17 protein-coding genes and 1 other annotated feature are annotated in these 15,591 nt (G+C 37.0%); of the genes, 14 read left to right on the forward strand and 3 right to left on the reverse strand.

Features of this window, described 5'->3' with window-relative positions; translation table 11 throughout:
* The first annotated feature begins 316 nt into the window (after window positions 1-316).
* Entirely contained in the window at window positions 317-1,660 is a 1,344-nt protein-coding gene (locus AC3WTA_RS14575; RefSeq protein WP_000454121.1) for a TrkH family potassium uptake protein, read from the forward strand.
* 33 nt (window positions 1,661-1,693) lie between these two features.
* Here the strand turns inward: AC3WTA_RS14575 and AC3WTA_RS14580 are convergent, their stop codons facing one another.
* Entirely contained in the window at window positions 1,694-2,086 is a 393-nt protein-coding gene (locus AC3WTA_RS14580; protein WP_116480634.1) for an imidazole glycerol phosphate synthase, read from the reverse strand.
* A 203-nt stretch (window positions 2,087-2,289) separates the two neighbouring features.
* On the opposite strand from AC3WTA_RS14580, the gene ytfJ reads away from it, so the two are divergent.
* Together ytfJ and AC3WTA_RS14590 are read left to right on the forward strand one after the other, a co-directional pair.
* Complete coding sequence (gene ytfJ, locus AC3WTA_RS14585) at window positions 2,290-2,757, forward strand: GerW family sporulation protein (RefSeq protein WP_002096773.1); 468 nt, start codon at window positions 2,290-2,292, stop codon at window positions 2,755-2,757.
* Between the two features lie 108 nt (window positions 2,758-2,865).
* Window positions 2,866-2,955: a hypothetical protein gene (locus tag AC3WTA_RS14590; protein WP_000608225.1), complete on the forward strand. Its 90-nt coding sequence runs from the start codon at window positions 2,866-2,868 to the stop codon at window positions 2,953-2,955.
* Window positions 2,956-3,306: 351 nt separating this feature from the next.
* Here AC3WTA_RS14590 and AC3WTA_RS14595 read toward each other — a convergent pair whose 3' ends face one another.
* Window positions 3,307-3,546 carry a YkuS family protein gene (locus AC3WTA_RS14595; RefSeq protein WP_000101010.1) on the reverse strand — a complete coding sequence of 80 codons (240 nt, stop codon included), beginning with the start codon at window positions 3,544-3,546 and terminating at the stop codon, window positions 3,307-3,309.
* A 126-nt stretch (window positions 3,547-3,672) separates the two neighbouring features.
* Window positions 3,673-3,912, reverse strand: a complete 240-nt coding sequence (locus AC3WTA_RS14600; protein ID WP_000752504.1) for a DUF3911 family protein — start codon at window positions 3,910-3,912, stop codon at window positions 3,673-3,675.
* Between the two features lie 68 nt (window positions 3,913-3,980).
* On the opposite strand from AC3WTA_RS14600, the gene AC3WTA_RS14605 reads away from it, so the two are divergent.
* From AC3WTA_RS14605 to hisG, 11 genes are all read left to right on the forward strand, one after another.
* Window positions 3,981-4,187, forward strand: coding sequence for a hypothetical protein (locus tag AC3WTA_RS14605; protein WP_081339346.1), 207 nt, complete (start codon window positions 3,981-3,983; stop codon window positions 4,185-4,187).
* Window positions 4,188-4,328: 141 nt separating this feature from the next.
* Window positions 4,329-5,225 carry a branched-chain-amino-acid transaminase gene (ilvE, locus tag AC3WTA_RS14610; protein WP_001005492.1) on the forward strand — a complete coding sequence of 299 codons (897 nt, stop codon included), beginning with the start codon at window positions 4,329-4,331 and terminating at the stop codon, window positions 5,223-5,225.
* A 17-nt stretch (window positions 5,226-5,242) separates the two neighbouring features.
* Window positions 5,243-5,470: a binding site (T-box leader), on the forward strand.
* Window positions 5,471-5,543: 73 nt separating this feature from the next.
* Entirely contained in the window at window positions 5,544-7,244 is a 1,701-nt protein-coding gene (gene ilvB, locus AC3WTA_RS14615; RefSeq protein WP_000095843.1) for an acetolactate synthase large subunit, read from the forward strand.
* Window positions 7,241-7,750 carry an acetolactate synthase small subunit gene (ilvN, locus tag AC3WTA_RS14620; protein WP_000822948.1) on the forward strand — a complete coding sequence of 170 codons (510 nt, stop codon included), beginning with the start codon at window positions 7,241-7,243 and terminating at the stop codon, window positions 7,748-7,750. The genes ilvB and ilvN overlap by 4 nt, the downstream gene beginning before the upstream one ends.
* A gap of 20 nt (window positions 7,751-7,770) precedes the next feature.
* On the forward strand, window positions 7,771-8,787 hold the full coding sequence (gene ilvC / locus AC3WTA_RS14625) for a ketol-acid reductoisomerase (RefSeq protein WP_097860084.1): 1,017 nt from the start codon (window positions 7,771-7,773) through the stop codon (window positions 8,785-8,787).
* Window position 8,788: 1 nt separating this feature from the next.
* Window positions 8,789-10,309 carry a 2-isopropylmalate synthase gene (leuA, locus tag AC3WTA_RS14630; protein WP_000809605.1) on the forward strand — a complete coding sequence of 507 codons (1,521 nt, stop codon included), beginning with the start codon at window positions 8,789-8,791 and terminating at the stop codon, window positions 10,307-10,309.
* Window positions 10,310-10,386: 77 nt separating this feature from the next.
* Window positions 10,387-11,451: a 3-isopropylmalate dehydrogenase gene (gene leuB, locus AC3WTA_RS14635; protein ID WP_000415374.1), complete on the forward strand. Its 1,065-nt coding sequence runs from the start codon at window positions 10,387-10,389 to the stop codon at window positions 11,449-11,451.
* Entirely contained in the window at window positions 11,451-12,845 is a 1,395-nt protein-coding gene (gene leuC / locus AC3WTA_RS14640) for a 3-isopropylmalate dehydratase large subunit (protein WP_070168574.1), read from the forward strand. The genes leuB and leuC overlap by 1 nt, the downstream gene beginning before the upstream one ends.
* The gene (gene leuD, locus AC3WTA_RS14645) at window positions 12,823-13,404 is read left to right on the forward strand and encodes a 3-isopropylmalate dehydratase small subunit (RefSeq protein ID WP_000433136.1); all 582 of its coding nucleotides are present in this window, start codon (window positions 12,823-12,825) and stop codon (window positions 13,402-13,404) included. Before leuC ends, leuD begins: the two co-directional genes overlap by 23 nt.
* A gap of 308 nt (window positions 13,405-13,712) precedes the next feature.
* Window positions 13,713-14,975, forward strand: coding sequence for an ATP phosphoribosyltransferase regulatory subunit (gene hisZ / locus AC3WTA_RS14650; RefSeq protein WP_000170332.1), 1,263 nt, complete (start codon window positions 13,713-13,715; stop codon window positions 14,973-14,975).
* Window positions 14,951-15,586, forward strand: coding sequence for an ATP phosphoribosyltransferase (gene hisG, locus AC3WTA_RS14655; protein WP_001244483.1), 636 nt, complete (start codon window positions 14,951-14,953; stop codon window positions 15,584-15,586). Before hisZ ends, hisG begins: the two co-directional genes overlap by 25 nt.
* Window positions 15,587-15,591 lie beyond the last annotated feature (5 nt).

Consider the following 15,591-nt stretch of genomic DNA (forward strand, 5'->3'; position numbering starts at 1 on the left):
TATAAATTAGGGAGGAACAACTTCGATACATATACTATAAAAGTTGGATGTGACCTTGGTGTGAACATAGAGTGAAAGGTATGAGAATTTGAGAAATGATACATATAAAATGATTGTTGCGAGAGTTGTAGAGTACGAATAAATATAATAGAAAGTTTCTTGTCATAAAATGAAGTGGAGTTCAAGTATAAATAAAAGTTGAAATCTTTAAAAAAAAGGATTATGCTCAACTATATTATAAGAATATAAGGTTTATCCCGCTATGTAAGGTTTCTTATAAGCCTTTAGTTATGAGGGGAAAAGGGAGTTAGTGAATATGGAAGTAACAAAAAGACAAGGGCTGTATAATCGTTTTATACGATTAAATCCACCACAAATATTAGCATTAGGTTTTTTCTGCTTAATTGTGGTTGGCGGTTTGTTATTAAAGTTACCATTCGCAACGAAAGTACATATTAGTTGGGTAGATGCTTTCTTTACGGCAACGTCAGCAGCAACTGTAACGGGATTAGGAGTAGTAGATACTGCAAGTACGTTTACGATGTTTGGCGAGATTGTTATTATGTTTTTAATTCAAACAGGTGGTTTAGGTCTTATGACAATTGCCATTTTAATTGTTTGGGTATTAGGTAAAAAAATCGGGTTACGCCATCGATTATTAATCGGAGAGGCATTTAATCAGACAAATATAGGTGGTCTTGTAAAATTAGTAAAGCGTGTCTTTATATTTTCAATTTGTATTGAGCTTATTGGAGTCATTTTTTTATCGTTTCGCTTTATTCCAGAGTTTGGCTTTGGAAAAGGTGTATACTATAGTATTTTTCACGTTATTGCATCTTATAATAATGCTGGATTTGCTCTATGGCCGGATAATTTAACAAGGTATGTAGGAGATCCTATTGTTAATATTGGGATTTGCTCTTTAATCGTAATAGGTGGTCTCGGTTTTACCGTATTAATTGATATATGGTATAGTCGTAGCTTTCGAAAATTATCAATTCATTCTAAAATCATGATTGTTGGAACGGTAGCGTTAAATGTTATAGCAATGATTGTGATTTTTGTATTGGAATATAATAATGTGAAGACGTTAGGGAATTTACCTTTAAATGAAAAGTTATGGGCTTCTTTCTTCCAAGGTATTACTCCTCGTACTGCTGGATTTAATACAGTTGACTACGGGGGAATGGAAGAATCATCTATATTATTTACGATGGTTTTAATGTTTATTGGTGCAGGAAGTGTATCAACAGGTGGAGGGATTAAATTAACAACGTTTGTTATTTTAGTTACATCCGTCCTTTCTTTCTTTAGAAAAAAAGAGGAAATCGTTTTATTTCAGCGCACAATTAAAATGTCAACAGTAACGAGAGCGTTAGCTATTGCTGTTGCCAGTCAAATACTCATTTTGGCAGCGGTATTTGTATTAATGCTTACAGAAAACTTCAGCTTTATTCAGTTACTATTTGAAACAATTTCAGCGTTTGGTACAGTAGGGTTAACGATGGGAATTACTGCAAAGTTATCAGCGTTTGGAAAATGTATTATTATGTTTGTTATGTTTTGTGGATTAATCGGACCGTTAACACTTGTGTTTTCTTTAGCGCGACCAGCAAAACAAAAAATTAAATATCCATCGGAAGATGTATTTACAGGATAAGGTATCTCGCATAAGCGAGATACCTTTTTCTTTTTAAAAAAGGGAGAACAATAATCCGACAAGTGCTACTCGGAATAAAATTGCAATGAGTGCTGCAATTCCGCCGACAATCGCAGCGATACCACCAGTTACAGTAGCTCCGCGATTATAAGCGTAAATTCCAAGTAATACAGAAACAAGACCAAATAGTGTTGGGAAGGTAAAGAGTGATAAGATAGATAAGGCAAGAGCGATAAAGCCAGCAGTTGATCCAGCGGCAGACGATCTTATATCCTCTTTATTTTCTTTTTCATCGTAATCATAATCAATGCGCTGTGGTGCAACCTCAGCTGCGTATTCTTCTTTATAGTCACTATAATCACTATCTATTCTATCTCTTTTCTTATATTCATCAAATTTCTCAGTCAAAGTCATGACTCCTTTCATAACAAGGTTCAATAGTAGTATGCATCTCTTTTTCTTTTTTATCCCGCTATTTGTGATCCGCAAACGCCCGATTGGTGAGGGTTAATACTTAATAGGTGATGAACAAAACCTCATTGATTAAAGTTTTACTTTATCCGAGCGTGTACAAGGCATAATTCTACTTAGAAGAGTGGAATTGTTTTTTTGAAATAGGAAAAGTTAGTATGACTTCCTCTATTTTGGAAAGTATAAAAAAGAATAATGAGGAAAGGGTGCAATACATAATGGAACATCCAATTGAAAATTTAATGAAAACAGCAATGACAAATTTAAAAGAGATGGTAGATGTAAATACGATTGTTGGAAGTCCAGTTTCAACGGCTGATGGAAATGTAGTATTAACAGTATCTCAAGTGGCTTTTGGTTTTGGTGCCGGCGGAAGTGACTTTAAAGGTGATTTTATTTCCGAAAAGCATAATAACGGACAAGGGCAGCATAAAGAGAACAAGCAAAGCCATCCATTTGGAGGCGGAAGCGGGGCTGGGGTTTCTATTAGCCCAGTTGCTTTTTTAGTAGTCGGTTCTAACGGTGTGCAAGTATTACACCTCAATAGTAGTACACATTTAATTGAAAAGGCTTTAAATACGGTACCAAGCACTGTAGATAAATTTGTAAATGGTCGCCAAAAGTGAACTTGCATTTTTTAGGAATTGTGATATATTAGAAAAAGTGCGCTTTATGATGATCGGAATAATTGAACTGTAAATATATATGATGTGTGGAATAAGGGAGAGGAATTTATGATTAATATCAAAAACTTAGTAGTTGGCTTATGTATGTTAGTAAGCGGTTTTGTTGTATATGTAATAAAAGAAAAAGCTCCATTTTAAAACAGACAAACCGTTACTGTCTGTTTTAAATTTGTAAAAAATGTTGACAAGTTATTGTATTGGTGTTAAAATTTTAATTCGTGTCTCGGTTACAGCTAGTGTAAAGTAAATAAACCTTATAAATATAATACGAAAAGTTTGCGAAAGATCGGGTAGTCTTACCAACAACTTTTGTGAACAAACCCTATAAATTATTATTGTAGGCTTTATATGTATACTAGTGAATCAAGGAGCGGTCAGTGGAACCGTAATGATGAGAGAGAGGTAGGGCTTTCATCCAGTATATGTTACTTTCCCGTTAGGTGAATATAAAAAAGAGGACTCCTTTTCAAAAGGAGTCCTCTTTCTTTTTTAAGTGCGGCTCTCAACTTGCTGACAAATTTCATCTGTTGTTAAACCATGAGCTGCAATTACCGATCCCTTAATTGATGCATCTGCAATACCCATCATATTAGAATCTTGCCCAGTTACAACACAACAATCGCACCCTTGTGCATCATGTTCGGAGCCCAGGGTAACAACTTCATGTCCCTGTTGCTGAAGAGCTTGTTGAACATCTGTTAATGAGTTTTCAACGCCAATTCTAGCCATAATTCTCACCTCCTACCATCTAGTTGCTAGTATGCTCTAGTACATCGTATATATTTATGCAAAGACGGTAGGAAGCATATATTTATCCTGCTATTTACAGATAGCTTGATTAAAGTATCACTTTATTTAGTCGTTATATACACCAGTAAGCATTTGACTTACGAATTGATCGTTTAAAGTATCTTGGGCAGAAGAAGTATTTGAATGAATGTCAATTGAAGCAATAAAATTATTATGTTCTTTATTATTTGGTTCTACCTCTACATAATTATCGAATTTACAAAAACCTTTCGTATCCATTAGATCAAATAGTTGAAGCATTTCTACTACCTCTTGTCTCGTTCCTTTAATTTGTACACACGCCATATTGATTTCCTCCTTCATTTTGACAAATTGTTTTTTAAAAATAGGATTATGATTACGAAACGAAAAATATGAATGTTATTTTTAGACAGCGTTATTTTTATTATTTTCCCCCTTTTTCAGCAAAAGTCCTTATATATTCCCGAATTTATAAAAACGGACGTCCGTTTATTGAATACAATAGATTCGTATTAATTGATGAAAATCCTTCTTTTAAACAAATATTTTTTTTAGGGGAAATTGACGAAAAAATTTTTTTGACTTTTTGTAAACGTTAACAATGCTGTTAAATCAATATAATCAAAGATGTACGTACGATTAAAAATTATAAATTTTCTAAAAATTCACTTGATTTATTTAGAAAGGAGAGTAAACTAGGAAACAATAAAAAATTCATAGAACATAGGAGGCGCTTTCCAGTGAACGAGCAATGGATTTTCTTAAATGGAGAATTTGTTCCAAAAGACGAGGCAAAAGTTTCAGTATATGATCATGGTTATTTATATGGCGATGGAGTATTTGAAGGAATTAGAGTATATAGCGGTAATGTTTTCCGTTTGAGAGAGCATCTTGTCCGGTTATATGAATCAGCAAAATCCATCATGTTAGAAATTCCATATTCTTTAGATGAAGTAACGGATATTGTTGTTGAGACGATTCGACAAAATAAATTATCTAATGGATACATTCGCCTTGTTGTATCGAGAGGAGCAGGAAATCTTGGATTAGATCCTGATTCTTGTAAGAAACCGAATGTAGTAGTAATTGCAGAACAACTATCTTTATTCCCGCAAGAATATTATGAAAAGGGGATTCCGGTTGTAACAGTTGCAACGCGCCGAAACCGTCCAGATGTTTTGTCGCCTCAAGTAAAATCTTTAAATTACTTAAACAATATTTTAGTTCGTATTGAAGCGAAATTAGCTGGAGTACAAGAAGCACTTATGTTAAATGATCAAGGATACGTAGCTGAAGGCTCAGGAGATAACGTGTTTATTGTAAAAGGAAATAAATTAATTACACCACCAAGTTCTGCTGGAGCGTTAGAAGGCATTACACGAAACGCTATATTAGAAATCGGTGAAAAACTTGGATATGACGTTAGAGAAGAGTTATTTACAAGACATGATGTATATGTAGCTGATGAAGTATTTTTAACAGGAACGGCTGCTGAAGTAATTGCTGTTACGACAGTAGATGGTAGAACGATTGGTTTAGGGCAAACAGGTCCACATACGAATCGTTTATTAGAAGAATTCCGAAAGTTAGTTGTAGAAGATGGAGAGAAGATTTACGAAGAAAATAAAGTTGGATAACAACTCTTTATAACAATAAGAAAGCGTTGAGAGGGAGGAGTAGTTGATTGTGAAGCCTCACAGAGAGTCGGTGGTTGCTGAAAACCGATGGTTCACGTCGACGAACATCGCCCTTGAGTGCTAAGCTGAAGCATTTGTCTAGGCTTAGACGGTAGCTCCGTTATTAGCTAGACTCATTTATGGGTCACTGAGGCAAGAGTATTCTTGCGAAGAAGGGTGGTACCGCGAAATCTTTCGTCCCTTCAGCACATAGCTGGAGTGTGGACGTAGGATTTTTTTTATTGATAAAAGTTTTCAAAAAGGGGGCTTATAAGAACAATGTCTTCAAAAACGGAAGAGAAACTGGCAACTGGTGCACAGCTATTGTTAGAAGCGTTAGAAAAGGAAGGAGTAGAAGTAATTTTCGGTTATCCTGGTGGTGCTGTTTTACCTCTTTATGATGCACTCTATGACTGTGAAATTCCGCATATTTTAACAAGGCATGAGCAAGGAGCTATTCACGCCGCGGAAGGGTATGCCAGAATTACTGGCAATCCAGGGGTTGTCATTGCAACGAGTGGGCCAGGTGCTACAAATGTTATTACGGGTCTAGCAGATGCGATGATTGATTCATTACCACTTGTTGTATTTACAGGGCAAGTAGCAACGACATTAATTGGAAGTGATGCTTTCCAAGAAGCGGATATTATGGGGCTTACGATGCCAGTGACAAAACATAACTATCAAGTGCGAAAGGCTTCAGATTTACCTCGAATTATTAAAGAAGCATTTCATATTGCTAGAACAGGAAGACCGGGCCCAGTCGTTATTGACCTTCCGAAAGATATGGTAGTAGAGCAAGGAGAACGATGTAATGACGTACAAATGGATTTACCAGGATACAATCCTAATTATGAACCGAATTTACTCCAAATAAACAAATTATTACAAGCAATTAGTGCTGCAAACAAGCCGTTAATTTTAGCTGGAGCAGGTGTATTGCATGCGAAGGCTTCGAAAGAGTTAACAAGTTTTGCTCGTAAATATGAAATTCCTGTTGTGCATACATTACTTGGTCTTGGTGGGTTTCCGCCAGATGATGAACTTTTTCTAGGAATGGGAGGAATGCACGGTTCTTACACAGCCAATATGGCGTTATATGAATGCGACTTACTTATTAATATAGGTGCAAGATTTGATGATCGCCTTACAGGAAATTTGGCTTATTTTGCTAAAGAGGCGACTGTTGCGCATATTGATATTGATCCAGCAGAAATCGGAAAAAATGTGCCGACTGAAATTCCAATTGTTGCAAGTGCTAAGCGAGCGCTGGAAGTATTACTTCAACCAGAAGGAAGGAAAGAAAATCATCATAAGTGGCTCTCTTTATTAAAGAGTAGAAAAGAAAAGTATCCACTATCTTATAAAAGGAATTCGGAAAGTATTAAGCCTCAATACGCAATTGATATGTTATATGAAATTACGAAAGGAGAAGCGATTGTAACAACAGATGTTGGGCAACATCAAATGTGGGCAGCCCAATATTATCCGCTCAAAACTCCTGATAAATGGGTAACTTCAGGAGGATTAGGAACGATGGGCTTCGGATTTCCAGCAGCAATTGGTGCGCAAATTGCAAAGCCTGAGGAACTAGTTATTGCAATTGTAGGTGACGCTGGATTTCAAATGACCTTGCAAGAATTAAGTGTGTTAAAAGAACACTCATTGCCTGTTAAAGTATTTATTTTAAATAATGAAGCTTTAGGAATGGTAAGACAATGGCAAGATGAATTTTATAACAAAAGATATTCGCACTCTTTACTATCGTGTCAACCAGATTTCGTTGCTCTTGCAAATGCGTATGGCATAAAAGGAGTTCGTATAGATGATCCACTTCTTGCAAAGAAGCAAATACAGCAGGCGATTGAATTACAAGAACCAGTCGTAATTGATTGCCGTGTACTTCAATCAGAAAAGGTAATGCCGATGGTTGCGCCAGGGAAAGGTGTTCACCAAATGGAGGGAGTGGAAAAAAGGTGAAGAGAATTGTTACAGCGACAGTTCGAAATCAAAGTGGTGTGTTAAACCGAATTACGGGTGTTATGACACGAAGACATTTTAATATTGAAAGTATTTCAGTAGGTCATACGGAATCATCGGACATATCGCGGATGACGATTGTTGTACACGTTGAAAATGAACAGCAAGTGGAACAGTTAATTAAACAACTTCATAAGCAAATTGATGTTCTGAAAGTATCAGATATTACAGAAGAAGCGATGATCGCAAGAGAACTTGCACTTATTAAAGTAGCAACATCAGTAGCAAGAGCAGAATTATATAGTTTAATTGAACCGTTTCGAGCCGCTGTAATAGATGTTGGGAAGGATTCCATAGTTGTGCAAGTAACTGGTACGCAGGAGAAAGTAGAAGCATTAATTGAATTACTTCGTCCGTATGGTTTGAAAGAAATTGCTAGAACAGGTGTAACAGCGTTTACGCGTAGTATGAAAAAACAAGATAAGCAAGTTATGTTAATTCAATAACCATTTAAATATAGGGGGAAATGAAAATGACAAAAGTTTATTATGAGAAAGATGTAACGGTAAATGTATTAAAAGAAAAGAGAGTAGCAATCATTGGATATGGCTCGCAAGGTCATGCACATGCACAAAACTTACGTGATAACGGATTTGATGTAGTAGTAGGTTTAAGAAAAGGGAACTCTTGGGATAAAGCGAAAGAAGATGGATTTTCTGTATATACAGTAGCAGAAGCAGCGGAAAAAGCTGATGTAGTAATGATTCTACTACCGGATGAACTGCAGCCAGAAGTATATGAAGCGGAAATTGCGCCAAATTTAAAGGCAGGAAATTCTCTCGTTTTTGCTCACGGATTTAATGTTCACTTTGATCAAGTGAAACCGCCAGCTAATGTAGATGTATTTCTAGTAGCACCAAAAGGGCCAGGTCATCTCGTACGCCGTACGTTTACTGAAGGCGGAGCTGTTCCTGCATTATTTGCAGTATACCAAGATGCAACAGGAGTTGCGACTGAAAAGGCACTTTCTTATGCTGATGGAATTGGAGCGACGAGAGCCGGTGTATTAGAAACGACGTTTAAAGAAGAAACAGAAACAGATTTATTTGGAGAGCAAGCTGTGCTTTGCGGCGGAGTAACTGCACTAGTAAAAGCTGGATTTGAAACGTTAGTTGATGCCGGTTATCAACCGGAACTTGCATATTTTGAATGTTTACATGAACTAAAACTAATCGTTGACCTTATGTATGAAGGCGGACTTGAAAATATGAGATATTCAGTTTCAGATACAGCGCAGTGGGGCGACTTCGTATCAGGCCCACGCGTTGTTACGGAAGATACGAAGAAAGCGATGGGTGCAGTGCTAGCAGAAATTCAAGATGGTACATTTGCAAGAGGCTGGATTGCAGAGCATAAAGCAGGAAAACCAAATTTCCATGCGACAAATGAGAAAGAGAATGAACACGAAATCGAAGTAGTTGGACGTAAATTACGTGAAATGATGCCGTTTGTACAGCCGCGAGTAAAGGCAGGGGTTAAATAATATGAAGCAGATTTTGTTCATGGATACGACGCTACGTGATGGCGAACAATCACCAGGAGTGAATTTAAATGAACAAGAGAAATTGCAAATTGCAAGGCAATTAGAGAGACTAGGTATTAATGTCATGGAAGCTGGTTTTGCAGCAGCTTCCGAAGGGGATTTTCAATCGGTAAAACGCATCGCAAATACCATTCAAAATGCTACAGTTATGAGTTTAGCTAGAGCGAAAGAAAGTGATATTCGAAGAGCATATGAAGCGGTGAAAGGTGCTGTATCTCCTCGTCTACACGTATTTTTAGCTACAAGTGATATTCATATGAAATATAAACTTTGTATGTCAAAAGAAGATGTATTAGATAGTATTCACCGCTCGGTTACACTCGGGAAATCATTATTTCCGACAGTACAATTTTCAGCAGAAGATGCGACAAGAACAGCAAAAGCTTTTTTAGCTGAAGCAGTTGAAGTTGCGATTCGTGCAGGAGCGAATGTAATTAATATTCCAGATACAGTTGGATATACGAATCCAGAAGAATATTATTCTCTTTTTAAATACTTACAAGAATCCGTTCCTTCATATGAAAAAGCAATTTTCTCTTGTCATTGTCACGATGATCTTGGGATGGCAGTAGCGAATTCATTAGCTGCGGTTGAAGGCGGAGCGTTGCAAGTAGAAGGAACAATTAATGGAATTGGAGAAAGAGCAGGGAATGCGGCGTTAGAAGAAGTCGCAGTTGCTCTTCATATTAGAAAAGATCTCTATAAAGCGGAGTCTTCTATGACGCTAAAAGAGATTAAAGCGACGAGTACATTAGTAAGCAGATTAACCGGTATGGTTGTACCGAAAAATAAAGCGATTGTTGGAGCGAATGCATTTGCTCATGAATCAGGAATTCATCAAGATGGTGTATTAAAAGAAGTGACAACGTATGAGATTATTGAACCAGAGCTAGTAGGCGAATCTCAAAATCTATTCGTACTTGGAAAACATTCTGGACGTCACGCGTTTACAGAAAAAATGAAAGAGCTTGGTTATGAATTTACAAAGGAAGAACGAGATGCGGTGTTTGAAGCCTTTAAAAAATTAGCTGATCGTAAGAAGGAAATTACTGAGGAAGATTTACGTGCACTTATGCTTGGGGAATCAGCATTTGCGGCTCAGCAATATAACATTACGCAACTACAAGTACATTTTGTATCAAATAGTACACAATGCGCGACAGTTGTGCTAAAAGACGAAGAAGGAAATGTATACGAAGATGCAGCCACTGGTTCTGGTAGTATTGAGGCGATTTATAATGCAATCCAAAGAATTTTAGGATTAGAATGTGAATTGGCGGATTATCGCATACAATCTATTACACAAGGTCAAGATGCACTGGCTCATGTTCATGTTGAATTAAAAGAAGGAACGCATCAAGTATCAGGTTTTGGTGTTGCACAAGACGTATTGGAAGCTTCGGCGAGAGCATATGTCCATGCAGCAGGGAAATTGAAATCTTTTATCCAGCTTGTGAAATAAGTGTTTGATAGGTGAGAGAAGCCTTCCTCACCTATCAAATTAAAGTTCTGAAAATTCAGTTAAAAGGAGTGTTGAAATTGGAAAAACGTATCGTTTGTTTAGCTGGTGATGGTGTTGGCCCAGAAGTTATGGAAAGTGCGAAGGAAGTATTGCATATGGTAGAGAGGTTATATGGGCATCATTTTCATTTGCAAGATGAGTATTTTGGCGGGAGTGCTATCGATTTAAATGGGCAACCATTACCGCAACGAACGCTTGCCGCTTGTTTAGCAAGTGATGCGGTTTTACTTGGAGCGGTTGGTGGACCAAGGTGGGATAGCGCGAAGGAAAGACCAGAGAAAGGATTATTAGCTCTAAGAAAAGGGCTTGGAGTATTTGCAAATGTTCGCCCTGTAACGGTAGAAAGCGCAACGGCACATTTATCGCCATTAAAAAACGCTGATGAAATTGATTTCGTTGTCGTTCGTGAATTAACAGGTGGAATTTATTTTTCTTATCCGAAAGAACGAACGGACGAAGTAGCAACAGATACACTTACGTATCATCGTCATGAAATTGAACGGATCGTTTCTTATGCCTTTCAATTAGCGAGTAAGCGGAAGAAAAAAGTAACATCTATTGATAAGGCGAATGTTTTAGAATCTAGTAAACTATGGAGAACTGTTACGGAAGAAGTAGCACTTCGTTATCCAGACGTTGAACTAGAACATATTTTAGTAGATGCAGCTGCGATGGAGTTAATTCGGAATCCAGGACGGTTTGATGTAATTGTAACGGAAAACTTATTTGGGGATATTTTGAGTGACGAAGCTTCAGTATTAGCGGGATCATTAGGAATGCTTCCATCAGCAAGTCATGCAGAAAAGGGACCTTCATTATACGAGCCTATTCACGGATCAGCGCCGGATATTGCCGGAAAAAATAAGGCGAATCCAATTGCAATGATGCGCTCTGTTGCAATGATGCTTGGGCAATCATTTGAATTAACGAGAGAAGGGAATGCAATTGAATCTGCGATATCTGCAGTTCTTAAATTAGGAAAATGTACAGTAGATATCGGAGGAGATGAGACGACAACTTCATTTACGAAGGCAGTTATACAAGAGATGGAAGAGCAAGCGTTAGTAGGGAGAGGGAGATAATGGGAAAAAGGCTGCTAGATAAACTTTGGGAAAGACACGTAGTTACGACAAACGAAAATGGATTAGATTTATTATATATCGATCTTCATCTTGTTCATGAAGTAACGTCACCGCAAGCCTTTGAAGGCTTGCGGCTTACAAATCGAACGGTTCGCAGATCTGATTTAACATTCGCAACGATGGATCATAATATTCCAACGAAAGATGTTTGGAATATTACCGATCGCATTGCGAAACAGCAACTAGATACACTCCGGGAAAATTGTAAACAATTTCAGGTGCCGTTAGCGGATATCGGGGATGAAGAGCAAGGGATTGTTCATGTTATCGGACCAGAACTTGGACTTACACAACCAGGAAAAACAATTGTTTGTGGTGATAGTCATACAGCAACGCATGGTGCGTTTGGCGCGCTAGCATTTGGCATTGGTACGAGTGAAGTGGAGCATGTATTGGCAACGCAAACGTTATGGCAACGAAAGCCGAAAGCGATGGGTATTGAGTTAAAAGGAAAATTACAGAAAGGTGTTTACGCAAAAGATATTATTTTGCATTTCCTTTCAAAGTACGGTGTAGCAGTTGGAACTGGATATGTAATGGAATTTTACGGAGAGACGATTGAGGCTATGGAGATGGAAGAGAGAATGACGCTTTGTAATATGGCAATTGAAGGAGGAGCAAAGGCTGGTATTATAGCACCAGATGAAAAAACATTTGCTTATGTAAAAGGACGTAAATATGCACCGAAAGACTTTGAAACATTCGAGAAGAAATGGTCTGAACTTTATACAGATTCAGATGCAATTTATGATTTACATATTACGATAGATGTTACGGATTTAGCACCGTACGTTACGTGGGGAACCAACCCGAGTATGGGTGTTCGTATTGATGAAAAATTGCCAGAAAAGCAGGATGCAAATGACGAAAGAGCATTTTCTTATATGGGATTAAGCCCTGGACAAAGCACGTATGACATTCCTGTTCAGCATGTTTTCATTGGATCTTGTACAAATTCCAGGCTTTCTGATTTAGAAATTGCTGCATCTGTTGTGAAAGGGAGAAAGGTAAAAGAAGGTGTGCGAGCGCTCGTTGTACCTGGATCGAAAAGAGTAAGGGAAGCTGCGATGCAAAAAGGGCTACATCACATATTTGAAGAAGCTGGATTTGAATGGAGAGAACCTGGATGTTCAATGTGTCTTGGAATGAATCCAGATCAAGTACCTGAAGGAGAACATTGTGCTTCGACTTCAAATCGTAATTTTGAAGGAAGACAAGGAAAAGGGGCACGGACACATTTAGTTAGCCCAGCAATGGCGGCAGCAGCTGCGTTATACGGTCATTTTGTTGATACTAGAAAGGAGAGTTATGATGGAGCCATTTCATATTCATAAAGGTACTGCTGCAGTACTGATGAATGATAACATTGATACAGATCAAATTATTCCGAAGCAATACTTAAAGAGAATTGAAAGGACGGGATTTGGAAAATATTTATTCGATGAATGGCGTTATGATAATAACCGCCATGAAAACCCTAATTTTCCGCTTAATGCACAAAATAGAAAAGGAGCAAGTATATTAATTACAGGTGATAATTTTGGTTGTGGTTCTTCAAGAGAACATGCTCCGTGGGCGCTTGCTGATTATGGTTTTCGCGTTATTATCGCCGGCGGGTTTGCAGATATTTTTTATATGAATTGTATGAAAAACGGTATTTTACCAATTGTAATGGATAAAGAAATGCGAGAACAACTTGCCAAAACGGATGCGAGAGAACAAATAGAAGTAGATTTAGAGAATGAAGTAATTACAACGAGTACGCACAGGTTTCATTTTACAATCGAGAAAATGTGGAAAGAGAAATTATTAAATGGTCTAGACGAAATTAGTATTACGATGCAATATGAACAAGAAATTGTAGAGTATGAAAGGAAAGTAGCTTTATATTAAGAAATAACGGAATGTTCAAAATGTATTTACATTCAGAATTAAGTATTATATACTATGTAAAAATCAGAGGAGAAAGGGAGTAAGTATTATGAATATCATGCAATCTATTAAAATGCTTACACAACTACATCATCATACATAAAGCCCTTGAACCTAGCGTGAAAACGTGTAGGCACAAGGGTTATTCCCGTTGTACCTACACTCTACTAAAGAGCCTTGTAGGTATTTTGTCTACAAGGCTCTTTTTATTTTCGGTTTAGGTGAATGAAATGGGCATACATTAGAAAGGGAAAGGTGTGAGAATTTAGATGACAAAATGGAAACGGGCAAACCCAAATGGAACGAGAGACTATTTATTCGAAGAATGTACGTTAATTGAAGAAGTGGAGCAAAAATTAAGACGTACTTTTTTAGGGCGAGGTTATGAGGAAATAAGGACACCTACAATTGAATTTTATGATGTTTTTGCCTTTCAAAATAGACCGATAGATGAAGAAAAGATGTATAAATTTTTTGATGAAAAGGGACGGATTATCGTGTTACGTCCAGATATGACAATTCCTTTAGCGAGAGTGATGGGAACGCAGAGGTGGGATACGCCGCTTAAACTGACGTATGGCGGGAATGTATTTCGGGCGAATGAGTCCCTTACTGGAAAATATAATGAAATTGTACAAAGTGGTATTGAAATTATAGGGATTGATAACGTAAGAGCTGAAATTGAATGCGTCATAAGCGTCATTCAATCACTTCAAAAGGTGAAGGTGCAATCTTTTACAATAGAGATTGGGCAAGTGCAGTTATATAAATGTATTGTAAAAAAACTCTCCATTCATGAGGAAGAAGAGAGAGTACTTAGGACATACATTGAAAGTAAAAATTATGCGGCTCTATCAAATTTTATTAGAGAAAAGAAATTAGATCGATGTGATGAAACAGTAAGATTACTTGAGAAATTACCAAGGCTATTTGGGAATTTAGAAGTGATTGAGGAAGCAGAAAAACTCGCCTCAAGTAATGAAATGAAAATGGCGATTGCAAGAGTGAAAGAAATATATGAAGCAATTGAAAAACTAGGCTATGGATCTTACATATCAATTGATTTAGGTATGATCCAACATTTAGATTACTATACGGGAGTTATTTTCAAAGGGTATATATATGAAATTGGAGAAGAAATTGTTAGTGGCGGAAGATATGATGAGTTAATTGGAAATTTTGGAGAGATGCTGCCGGCTGTTGGACTCGCGGTGCAAGTCAATCAAATTGTGAAGGCGCTGCAAGAGCAGCAAGAACCATATGAAAGAAAGAGAATAGATATTATCATTCATTATAAGTTAAATAGATTAGCAGAAGCGGAAAGATTGCGAAATTTACTTCAAAAGGACGGAAAAAAAGTAGAGCTATCTTTATTCTCTAATATAAATGACACCTTTCAATTTGCAAGAAAAAATAAAGTAGTAACGGTCGTAGAGGCAAAGAACGAATCATTAGTGGAATATGTATGGAAAGAGAAATGGGTAGTCCAGAAAGAAGGAGAAACTTCATGCGTAACATTCAAATTGCGTTAACGAAAGGAAGATTAGAAAAACATGTGATTCCACTCTTTGAGCAGATTGGAATTGATTGTTCAGAGCTCAAAAATAAAGGACGAAAGCTTGTTTTTCAAAGTAAAAATACAGATGTCTCATTTATTTTAGTGAAAGCAGTAGATGCTGCTACTTATGTAGAACATGGAGTAGCTGATATTGGGATCGTTGGAAAAGATATTTTAATGGAAAATGAGAAAGATATTTATGAAATGTTGGATTTAGGAGTAGGCGTATGTAAGTTTTGTGTTGCTTCTATTCCTACTTATAATCCGAAGAGTTACCGGAAGAAACGTATTGCGACGAAATATCCACATATTACTTCTAACTATTTTCATGATAAAGGAGAGGATGTAGAAATTATAAAAATAGAAGGTTCGGTAGAAATCGCTCCTATTCTTGGATTGGCAGATGCAATTGTTGATATTGTGGAAACAGGAAAAACATTACAAGAAAATGGGCTCATTGTATTTGAGGAAATGTGTTCTATATCTGCTCGAATGATTGTAAATAAGGCTGCATTAAAAACTAAAAAAGACGAAATATTCAGTATTATAAATATGATGGAGCAAGAAATTTTGTCAGGAAAATAGGGGGA

This window comes from Bacillus sp. EB106-07-01-XG149, from assembly GCF_058791555.1.